Raw genomic sequence first — 11693 nt, 5'->3', positions numbered from 1 at the left:
CTGGACCTCATGAGATGCCCAGTTCCTTGTCGATGAGGTCGAAGAGTTCGTCGTTGGTGGCGGACTCGACGTGCTGGCCGGGCTCCTCGGCCGCGGTCAGCGACTCGACCTTGGCGAGGGCGCGGCGCAGCCGCTGCGCCACTTCCCCGGGCAGGGCCCGGTCCGTCGTGGTGTCGGCCGTCAGGGCGTCGACCAGCGTCTCCATCCGGCTCAGCTCGGTGAGCAGCGGTGCGGTGGCCGGCGGTGGTTCCTCGGCGACCAGGGTGAGGACGTGGCGGGTCAGCGCCTGGGGGGTCGGGTGGTCGAAGATCAGGGCCGCGGGCAGCCGCACCCCCGTGCCGGCGGAGAGCCGGTTGCGCAGTTCGACGCCGGTGAGCGAGTCGAAGCCGAGGTCCTTGAACGGCAGGGTGGGGTGGATCGCGCCGCTCGACTCGTGGCCGAGCACCGCTGCCACCTCGCCGCGGACCAGCTCCAGCAGTTCCCGTTCGGCCTCGGCGGGCGGCAGGTGCGCGAGCCGTCCGGCGCGGGCCGGTCCCGCCGCGTCGGCGGCGCTGCGGGCGCGGCGCAGTACGGACCGGGGGCGGGTCACCAGGCCGCTGAGCAGTGCGGGCACCGGGGCGTTCGGTGCGCCGGCCCCCGTCCGGAGTTTCGCCGCGAGCACGTACGGCTGTGCGCCCTGCCAGGCCGCGTCGAACAGGGCCAGGCCCTCGGCGGTGCTCAGTGCGCCGACTCCGCCCCGGGCCATCCGGCGGGCGTCGAGGTCGCTGAGCGCGGCGGTCAGTTCGCTGCGCTCCTCCCACAGGCCCCAGCCGATGGCGACGGCGGGCAGGCCCCGGGAGCGTCGCTCGGCGGCCAGGGCGTCGAGTGCGGCGTTGGCAGCCGCGTAGTTGGCCTGGCCCGCGCCGCCGAGCAGGGCCGCTCCGGAGGAGAACAGGACGAAGGCCGCCAGGTCGAGGCCGGCGGTCAGCTCGTGGAGGTGGAGTGCGGCGTCCACCTTGGGGCGCAGCACCCGCTCCACCTGCTCCGCGGTCATCGACTCCACGACCGCGTCGGCCAGGGCACCGGCGGCGTGCACGACGCCCGTCAGGGGGTGCGCGGCGGGGACGGCGGCCAGCAGTGCTTCGACGGCGGACCGGTCGGCCATGTCGCAGGCGACGACGTGGGCTTGCGCGCCCAGGGCGGCGAGCTCCGCGACCAGTTCCGGCGCCCCGGGGGCGTCGGGCCCGCGGCGGCCGGTCAGCAGCAGGTGCCGCACCCCGTGGGCGGCGGCCAGGTGTCGGGCGACGATCCGGCCCAGGGTGCCGGTGCCGCCGGTGACCAGCACGGTGCCGGCGGGGTCGGGCGGCGCGGGCACCGTGAGCACGTTCTTGCCGATGTGCCGGGCCTGGGCGAGGTGTCGGAACGCCTCCGGCGCCCGGCGCACGTCCCAGCAGGTCAGGGGCAGCGGGGTGAGCACGCCCCGTTCGAACAGGTCCAGCACCTCGGTGAGGAGTTCCCCGAGGCGGGCGGGACCGGCCTCCACCAGGTCGAACGCCCGGTACCGGACGCCGGGCCAGCGGTGGGCGACCTCCGTCGCGTCCCGTACGTCGGTCTTGCCCATCTCGATGAACCGGCCGCCGCGGGGCAGCAGGTCGAGCGAGGCGTCCACGAACTCGCGGGCGAGGCAGTCGAGCACCACGTCGACGCCGCGTCCGTCCGTGGCGGCACGGAACCGGTCGGCGAACTCCAGGGTGCGGGTCGAGGCGAGGTGCGCCTCGTCGAAGCCGGCGCGACGCAACAGGTGCTGCTTCGCGGGGCTCGCGGTGGCGTAGACCTCGGCGCCGAGGTGGCGGGCGAGTTGGACCGCCGCCATCCCCACGCCTCCGGTCGCGGCGTGCACCAGCACGGCTTCGCCGCGGCGCAGACCGGCGAGGTCGCCGAGTCCGTAGGCGGCGGTGAGGAACGCGATGGGCACCGCCGCGGCCTGGGCGAACGTCCAGCCGGCGGGGATCTTCGCGAGGGTGGTGCGGTCGGCGACGGCGATCGGGCCGAAGGAACCGCCGAAGACGCCCATCACCCGGTCGCCGGGGGCCAGTCCCCGCACTGCGGGGCCGGTCTCCAGGACGATGCCGGCGCCCTCGCTGCCCACCGTGGGCTGCTCCTGGTCCAGGCCGAGCGAGACCACCACGTCGTGGAAGTTGAGGCCGCTGGCGCGCACCGCGACCCGGACCTCGTGGTCGGCCAGCGGCGCCAGTGCGTCGGGCGCGGGCACCAGGGCCAGCCCGTCCACGGCGGACTCGCCGTCGACGGCGAGCCGCCAGGCCTCCGTGTCCGGGGCGGTGAGCACGTCCCGGTCGGCCGCTGCCAGCCGCGGTACCAACAACGCGCCGGCGCGGGCCGCCCATTGGGTCTCCCCCGTCCGGGTGGACGGCAGGGCCGTGACGAGGGCCCGCACGGAAGCGGGATCCTCGTCGACGTCGGCCAGCACGAACCGCCCGGGGTGTTCGGTCTGCGCGGTGCGCAGCAGGCCCCACACGCCCGCCTGGGCCCAGTCGGCGCCCCGGTCGCCGGGACCGGTGCGCACCGCGCCCCGGGTGACCACCACCAGCGTCGCGTCCGCCGAGCGCTCGTCGGCCAGCCACTCCTGGACCAGGGTCAGGGCGTCCAGGGTGGCCGAGCGGAAGCGCTGCGCGGGCTCGTCCCCGGTGGCGGTGACCGTCGCGAGCACGTACGGGGGGACGTCTGCGGCGGGTGCCTCGGCCCGGGTGGGCCAGACCGGTGCGGTGGGCAGGGCCGGCCGCAGTGCGTCGCCGAGCAGGGCGATGCCTTCCGCGGCCGGTGCGTCGCCGGGCTCGGCCGGCACCCAGTCCAGCCGCAGCAGCCGGTTGCCGGGGGCCGTGGCGGCCAGACCGCCGGGCGGCAGCGGGCGCAGCAGCAGCGAGTCGACGGTGAGCACGGGCCGGCCGGTCAGGTCGCGTGCCTCCAGCGCCAGTTCCTCGGCGCCGGCGGGGGTGATGCGCACCCGCAGGGCGTCGGCGCCGGCCGCGTGGGCGGTGATCCTGGACCAGGAGAAGGGCAGCCGCTGGACCGCGTCGCCGCGGGCCGGGAGGAGCGCCGACGCTTGCAGGGCGCCGTCGAGGAGTGCCGGGTGCAGCAGGTAGTCGCCGGCGTCCCGCTGGTCCGGGAGGACGATCTCGGCGTACAGGTCGTCACCGTGCTGCCAGGCGGCGCGCACCCCGCGAAACGCCGGGCCGTAGTGGTAGCCGGCGGTGGCGAAGCGGTCGTACAGGCCCTCGGTGTCGAGCGGTTCGGCGCCGGGCGGGGGCCAGCTGACGGTGGAGTCGGCCGGTTCCTGCGAGTGGGGTGCGAGGGTGCCGGTGGCGTACTCCGTCCAGTCGGCTCCGTCGCCCTCCGGCCGGCCCCGTACCGCCAGGGGGCGGTGGCCTTCGGGGTCCGCCGGGCCGATCCGTACCTGGAGTTGCACGGTGTCGGTCCCGGTCAGGGTCAGCGGGGAGTGGAGGGTGAGCTCTTCGACCAGTGCGCAACCCACCTCGCTGCCGGCCCGCAGCGCCAGTTCCAGGAACGCCGTGCCGGGCAGCAGGGTCACTCCGGTGACGGCGTGGTCGGCGAGCCAGGGCGTGGTGTGCGTCGACAGCCGCCCGGTGAGCAGCAGCTCCCCCGTACCGGCGAGTTCGACGGTCGCGGCGACCAGCGGGTGTCCGGTGCCGTCCAGCCCGGTGGAGGCCAGGTCGGCCGTCCGCAGGGTCGCGTCGAGCCAGTGGCGGGTGCGCTCGAACGGGTAGGTGGGCAGGTCGACGACGGTGGCTCCGGTGCCGGCGTACACGGCGGTCCAGTCCACCTCGACGCCCCCGGTGTGGGCCTCGCCCAGCGAGGTCAGGAAGCGGGCCGGGCCGCCCTCGCCCCGGCGCAGCGACCCGGTGACGACGACGGCCGCGGCCAGGTCCTCGACCGTCTCGCTGATTCCGGCGGTGAGCACCGGGTGCGGGCTGACCTCGATGAACGTCGTGTGTCCCGAGCCCGCGAGGTGGTGCACGGCGGGGGCGAAGGCGACGGTGCCGCGGAGGTTGCGGAACCAGTAGTCGGCATCGAGTTCGGTGCCGGCCAGCCAGGCCGACTCCAGGGTGGAGTACATCGGCACGTCGCCGGTGCGGGGGGCCAGGCCGGACAGCGCCTCGATCAGTTCCTCGCGGATCGCGTCCACGTGCGGGGAGTGCGAGGCGTAGTCGACGTCGATCCGGCGGGCCCGTACGCCGTCGGCCTCGCACTGGGCGAGCAGTTCCGCTGCCGCCCCGGGGTCCCCGGCGACGACGGTGGCGCGCGGACCGTTCAGGGCGGCGATCGAGAGGGCGCCGTCGAAGCGTTCCACCAGGGTGTCCACCTCGGCGGCGGGCAGGGCGACCGACGCCATCGCGCCCTGCCCGGCGATGGCGCGCAGCAGACGGCTGCGCAGGGCCACCACCTTGGCCCCGTCGTCGAGCGACAGGGCGCCGGCGACGACGGCCGCGGCGATCTCGCCCTGGGAGTGGCCGAGGACGGCGTCCGGTTCCACTCCGTACGCGCGCCAGGTCGCCGCGAGCGACACCATGACGGCGAACAGCGCGGGCTGTACCCGGTCCACCCGTTCCAGGGCGGCCGGGTCTCCCAGGACCTGCGGCAGCGACCAGTCGCCGTGGCGGGCGAGCGCCTGTTCGCAGGCGGCCATCGACGCGGCGAACACCGGGTTGGTGTCGAGCAGGTCCATCGCCATGCCGGCCCACTGGGTGCCCTGGCCCGGGAAGACGAACACGGTGCGGCCGGCGCTCGCCGCGACGCCCTGCACCGCCGTGGCGGCCGGTTTACCGGCGGCCAACGCCTCCAACGCCTCGGCCAGTTGCTCCGGGGAACCGGTCAGGACGGCGCGGTGTGCGTGCCGGGCGCGGGTGGTGGCCAGCGAGAGGCCGATGTCCACCGGCCGCAGCGACGGTCGGGCGGCGAGGTGCGCGGCGAGCCGTTCGGCCTGGGCGCGCAGTGCCTCGGGGGTACGGGCCGACAGCGTCCACACGGTCGGCGACTCGCCCGGTGCTGCGGGGGGTTCGGTGGGGGCGGTGGGTTCGGGTGCCTGTTCCAGGACGACGTGCGCATTGGTGCCGCTCATGCCGAACGAGGAGACACCGGCCCGGCGTGGCCGCGTCGACTCCCAGTCGCGTGCCTCGGTGAGGAGTTGGACCCGGCCGGCGGACCAGTCGACCTGGGGGGTGGGTTCGTCCACGTGCAGCGTGGCCGGCATCACCCCGTGCCGCAGCGCCTCCACCATCTTGATCACACCGCCCACACCGGCCGCGGCCGAGGTGTGACCGACGTTCGACTTCAACGACCCCAACCACAACGGCCGCTCCACCGCACGGCCTTGACCGTACGTCGCCAACAACGCCTGCGCCTCGATCGGATCACCCAACGTCGTCCCGGTGCCGTGCCCCTCCACCACATCGACGTCCGCCGTCGACAACCGCGCATCCGCCAACGCCGCCCGGATCACCCGCTGCTGCGCAGGACCGTTCGGCGCCGTCAGACCGTTCGACGCACCGTCCTGGTTCACCGCCGAACCACGCACCACCGCGAGCACCGGATGACCGTTCGCCACCGCGTCCGACAGGCGCTCCACCAGCAGCACGCCGGCGCCCTCGCCGAAGCCGGTGCCGTCGGCGGCGCCCGCGAAGGACTTGCAGCGGCCGTCGGACGCCAAGCCCCGTTGGCGGCTGAAGACGACGAACAGCTCCGGGCTGTTCATCACGGTCACGCCGCCGGCCAGCGCGAGGTCGCAGTCACCGGAGCGCAGTGCGCGGACGGCGAGGTGCAGGGCGACCAGCGAGGAGGAACAGGCGGTGTCCACCGTCACCGCGGGGCCCTCAAGCCCGTACACGTAGGCGAGTCGGCCGGAGACGACGCTGGCCGAGTTCCCCGATCCGAGGAAGCCCTCGACCTCCTCGGGCACGTTGCCGACCAGACGGACCGCGTAGTCGTGGTGCATGACGCCGGCGAACACGCCGGTGCGGCTGCCGCGCAGGGTGCCCGGGTCGATCCCGGCGCGCTCGAAGACCTCCCAGGAGGTCTCCAGCAGCAGTCGCTGTTGCGGGTCCATGGCGAGCGCCTCGCGCGGGGAGATCCCGAAGAACGCCGCGTCGAAGTCGGCGGCGTCGTGGAGGAAGCCGCCCTCCTTCACGTACGAGGTGCCGGGGGTGCCCGCATCGGGGTCGGGGTCGTAGAGGTCACCGACGTTCCACCCCCGGTCCTCGGGGAACCCGCCGATGGCGTCCACGCCGCCGGCGACCACGTCCCACAGCCGCTCGGGCGAGTCGGCGCCGCCGGGGAAACGGCATCCCATGGCGACGATCGCGATGGGCTCGACGGCGCCGGCCGTGGTGCGCGGCGCGGGGGTGCGCACGGGTGCGGCAGCGGCGTCGCCGGTCAGTTCGGTGTCGAGGAACGCGGTCAGCGCCTCCGGGCTCGGGTGGTCGAACACGAGGGTCGCACTGAGCCGCAGTCCGGTGACGGTGGTGAGCCGGTTGCGCAAGTCCACGGCGGCGAGCGAGTCGAAGCCGAGGTCGCGGAAGGCCCGGGTGAGTTCCACCGCATCGGCGGAGGCGTGACCGAGCACCGCGGCGACCTGGGTGCGGACCAGGAGGGAGAGTTCGCGCCGCCGTTCGGCCGCCGGCAAGGCGGCGAGCCGGTCGCCCGGCGTCCCTGACGGGGCGCCGCCGGGCACCGGCTGCGCGGCGGCCCGCCGCAGCGGCGGACGGACCAGGGCGTGCAACAGGCGCGGAACCGGTTCCGTTTCGGCGCGGAACCGCAGGGTCGGGAGGTCCAACCGCAAGGCGACCGGAGCGGGTTCGCTGCCGAGGAGCGCCGCGTCGAAGAGGGCGAGTCCCTGCTGGTCCGTGAGGGCGGGCATCCCGGAGCGGGCGATCCGCCGGGACTCGTCGGCGTCCAGGTGGCCGGTGAGGGCGCTGCGCTGCTCCCACAGGGTCCAGGCGATCGACAGTCCGGGCAGGCCGTTGGCGCGGCGGTGCCGGGCGAGGGCGTCCAGGAACGCGTTGGCTGCGGCGTAGTTGCCCTGGCCGGGGCCGCCGAAGACGCCTGCGGCGGAGGAGAACAGCACGAACGCGCGCAGGTCGAGACCGGCGGTGAGCTCGTGCAGGTGCAGGGCGCCGTCGACCTTGGGCCGCAGCACGGCGGACAGGCGCTCGGGGGTGAGCGAGGTGAGGACCCCGTCGTCGAGGGCGCCGGCCGCGTGCACCACGGCGGTCAGCGGCCGGTCGGCAGGTATGCCGCTCAGGAGCTCCGCCAGTGCCGGCCGATCGGCGGTGTCGCAGGCGACGACGGTGGTCTGCGCGCCCAGTTGGGCGAGTTCCGCGACCAGTTCGGTCACGCCGGGGGCCTCGGCGCCACTACGGCTGGTGAGCAGCAGGTGGCGGGCGCCGGCCTCGGCGAGGTGCCGGGCCACCCGGGAACCGAGCAGGCCGGTGCCGCCGGTGATCAGCACCGTGCCCTCGGGGTCGGGTGCGGCCGGGGACGGTTCCCCGGTGGCCGTCGGCCGGGCCAGGCGCGGGGCGTGCAGCACGCCCGCGCGGACGGCGAGTTGGTCCTCTCCGGTGGTGGCCAGTGCGGTGACGACGGCGTCCAGGTCACCGATGTCGTCCACGTCGGCCAGGACGAACCGGCCGGGGTGTTCCGACTGGGCCGAGCGCACCAGGCCCCAGACGGCGGCCCGCGGCAGGTCGGTGACGTCGGCGTCCGGGGTGGTGGCGACGGCGCCGCGGGTGAGGACGACCAGTCGGGAGTCGGCGAACCGCTCCTGGTTCAACCACTCCTGGAGCAGGGGCAGGGCGTCGTGCACGGCCCGGTGCGTCGCCTCGGGGGTGCCGGGCAGCGGCTCGTCCAGGCGGGCGACGATCAGGGCGGGCGCGGGTGCCTCGCAGGTCAGGAGTTCCGCGGCGGTCCCGCCGAGCACCAGCGGCCGGGGTCGGGGCGTACTCGGGTCGGTGGTCCGGACGGGCGACCAGGCCAGTCGGAACAGCGAGTCCGGGGAGCCCGCGGCGGGTGTCGGGGCGGCGGCCGGGCGCAGCAGCAGAGCGTCCACGGTGGCGACGGGCAGTCCCGAGGCGTCCCACAGCTGGAGCGACACGGCGTTGTCGCCGGCCGGCGCGATGCGGGCCCGGACCGCGGCGGCGCCGCGGGAGTGCAGGGTGGCGCCGGTCCAGGCGAAGGGCATCCGGCCGGTCTCGTCGCCGGAGAGGCCGGTGACGTGGAGCACCGCGTCGAGCAGGGCCGGGTGCAGCCCGAACAGGTCGGCGTCCGTGCGTTGTCCGGCCGGCAGCGCCGCTTCGGCGTAGTGGTCGTCGCCGTCGCGCCAGACGGCGTCCAGTCCCTGGAAGAGCGGTCCGTACACGAAGCCGCCCGAGGCGAACCGCTCGTACAGGCCCGTGAGGTCGACCGGTTCGGCGCCGGGCGGCGGCCAGGCGAGGGTGGCGGCGGGCTCGGGGGCGGCGCTCGGGGCGAGGGTGCCGCCGGCGTGCCGGACCCACGGGTCGTCCGGTGCGGCGTCCGCGGACCGTGCGTGCAGGGTGATCGGGCGCCGGCCCGTGCGGTCCGGTCCGCCGACGCTCAGCTGCACGTCGACGGCGCCGGTCGCGGGCACCACGAGGGGCGCCTCCAGCGTCAGTTCCTCGACCCGGGGGCAGCCGGTCTGTTCGCCGGCGCGGACGGCGAGTTCGAGGAAGGCGGTGCCCGGTACCAGGGCCGAGCCCTGCACCACGTGCTCGGCGAGCCAGGGGTGGGTGCGTACGGAGAGTCGGCCGGTCAGTACCAGGGCGTCGCCGTCGGCGAGGGTGACGACCGCGCCGAGCAGGGGGTGCCCGGCGGCGGTCAGTCCGGCGCCGGGCACGTCCACTGCGTGTTGCGCGCCGTCGTCCAGCCAGTAGCGCTGACGTTGGAAGGGGTACGTGGGCAGGTCGACGTGGCGGTCCGGGAGGTGCGCGTGGGCGGGGCCCCAGTCGACGTCGGCGCCGTACGCGTAGCGCTCGGCGAGGGCGGTGTGGAAGCGAGTGAGGCCGCCTTCGCCGCGGCGCAGGGTGCCGAGGGCCGGGACCTCGTGTCCGAGGGCGGCGGCGGTCTCCTCGACGGCGACGGTCAGCACCGGGTGCGGGCTGATCTCGACGAAGGCGCGGGGCCCGTCGGCGAGGACGGCTTCGACCGCGCGTTCCAGCTCCACGGTGCTGCGCAGGTTGCGGTACCAGTAGTCGGCGTCGAGGTCCCGGGTGTCCAGGCGTGCTCCGGTCACCGTCGAGTAGAACGGGACCTCCGTGTCGCGGGGGCTGATCCCGGCGAGCAGTTCCCGGAGTTCCGTGCGGATGCGTTCGACGTGGGCGCAGTGGGAGGCGTAGTCGACGTCGATGCGGCGGGCGCGCGCGCCGCTGCTCTCGGCGTGGGTGAGGAAGTCCTCGACGGCCTCCACGTCACCGGCGACGACGGTGGAGGCGGGGCTGTTGACGGCGGCGACGGAGAGGCGTTCGCCCCAGGTCGCGATCTCCGCGCGGACCCGTTCGGCGCCCCACTGCACGGAGGCCATGGCGCCTTGGCCGGCGAGGGCCCGCAGCGCACGACTGCGCAACGCCACCACCCGCGCCCCGTCCTCCAACGACAAACCACCCGCCACCACCGCAGCCGCAATCTCCCCCTGCGAATGCCCCACCACCGCATCCGGCACCACACCGAACGAACCCCACAACTCCGCCAACGACACCATCACCGAAAACAGAACCGGCTGCACCACATCCACCCGATCCCACTGACCACCCCCACGCACCACCTCACCCAACGACCACCCCACGAACGGCCCCAAAGCCGCCTCACACTCCACCATCCGCGCCGCAAACACCGGCGACTCCTCCCACAACTCCCGCGCCATACCCACCCACTGCGAACCCTGACCCGGAAACACGAACACCGTCCGACCGGTGGCGACCGCGGTGCCGCGCACCAGGGTGGGCGAGGGCAGGTCGTCGGCGAGCGCCGCCAGGTCGGCCAGGAGGGCGGTGCGGTCGCCGGCGAGGGTGACGGCGCGCCGGGGGAACGTGGCCCGGGTGGTCGCCAGGGCCCGTCCGACGGCGTCGAGGTCGAGGTCCGGGTGGGCGGCGAGGTGGTCGTGCAGGTGCCTGGCCCGCTGCCGCAGGGCGTCGCGGTCGCGGCCCGACAGCAGCCAGGGCACGGGGACGGTCCGCGGTCCGGGCTGCTCGGGCTCGGCCCCCTCCGCAGCCTCGGCGTCGGCGTGTTCCAGGATGACGTGCCCGTTGGTTCCGCTGATGCCGAAGGAGGAGACGGCGGCCCGTCGGGGCCGTCCGTTGTCCGGCCAGTCCTCGGGCCGGGTGACCAGGCGCACGGCGCCGCTGGTCCAGTCGACCTGGCTGGTCGGGTGGGCGGCGTGCAGGGTGGGCGGCACCGTGCCGTGCTGCATCGCCATGACCATCTTGATCAGGCCGCCGACGCCGGCGGCGGCCTGGGTGTGTCCGATGTTGGACTTGAGCGAGCCCAGCAGCAGCGGCCGGTCCGCGTCCCGGTCGCTGCCGTACGTCGCCAGCAGGGCCTGGGCCTCGATGGGGTCGCCGAGGGCAGTCCCGGTGCCGTGCGCCTCGACCACGTCCACGTCCGTCGGGTCCAGCCGGGCATCGGCCAGGGCGCGGCGGATGACCCGTTGCTGCGCAGGCCCGTTGGGCGCGGTCAGCCGGCTGCTCGCACCGTCCTGGTTGACGGCGCTGCCGCGCACCACCGCGAGCACGGGGTGGCCGTTGCGGCGGGCGTCGGAGAGGCGTTCCAGCAGCACCATGCCGACGCCTTCGCCCCAGCCGGTGCCGTCGGCCTCGTTCGCGAACGACTTGCAGCGGCCGTCACCGGCGAGTCCGCCCTGCCGGCTCATCTCCAGGAAGGGCGCCGGTGTCGACATGACCATCGCACCGCCGGCCAGGGCCAGGGAGCACTCCTGGCGGCGCAGCGCGTGCGCGGCCAGGTGCACGGCGATCAGCGAGGACGAGCAGGCCGTGTCGACGGTGACCGCCGGCCCTTCCAGACCGAAGGTGTACGAGATGCGTCCCGAGGCCACGCTGTCGGACATGCCGTTGCCGATGTAGCCCTGCACGTCCTCGGGGACGCTGTTCAGGCGCAACGCGTAGTCCTGGTACATCACTCCGGCGAACACGCCGGTGTCGCTGCCGCGCACGGTCGCCGGGTCGATGCCGGCCCGTTCGAACGCCTCCCAGGTGGTCTCCAGGAGCAGCCGCTGCTGCGGGTCCATGGCCAGGGCCTCGCGCGGGGAGATCCCGAAGAAGCCCGGGTCGAAGTCGCCGACGCCGTCGAGGAACCCGCCCTCGGCCGCGTAGGTGGTGTTCGGCCGCTCGCGGTCGGGGTCGTACAGCGTCCCGATGTCCCAGCCGCGGTCGGTCGGGAACCCGGTGATCGCGTCGGTGCCCGTGACGACCATCCGCCACAGGTCCTCGGGGGTCTGCACCCCGCCCGGGTAGCGGCAGCTCATGCCGATGACGGCGACGGGCTCCCGGTGCCGGGACTCCACTTCGGCGAGGCGCTTGCGGGTGTGGTGCAGGTCCGTCGCGACCCGCTTGAGGTAGTCGCGGAGCTTGTCATCGTTCACGTGATCGTCTGCCTTC

At 75.0% G+C, this 11693-nt stretch carries 1 protein-coding gene; it reads right to left on the bottom strand.

Annotated features, from left to right (window positions below; all coding sequences use genetic code 11):
• Positions 1-7: 7 nt before the first annotated feature.
• Entirely contained in the window at positions 8-11677 is an 11670-nt protein-coding gene (locus ACFV88_RS14295) for an SDR family NAD(P)-dependent oxidoreductase (RefSeq protein WP_385490227.1), read from the bottom strand.
• Between the last annotated feature and the right edge of the window lie 16 nt (positions 11678-11693).

The organism is Streptomyces sp. NPDC059816, assembly GCF_042732055.1.
In the GTDB taxonomy this organism is placed as follows: domain Bacteria; phylum Actinomycetota; class Actinomycetes; order Streptomycetales; family Streptomycetaceae; genus Streptomyces.
Note: the sequence above shows the minus strand (reverse complement) of the source record. Positions and strands in the feature narration are given on the sequence as shown.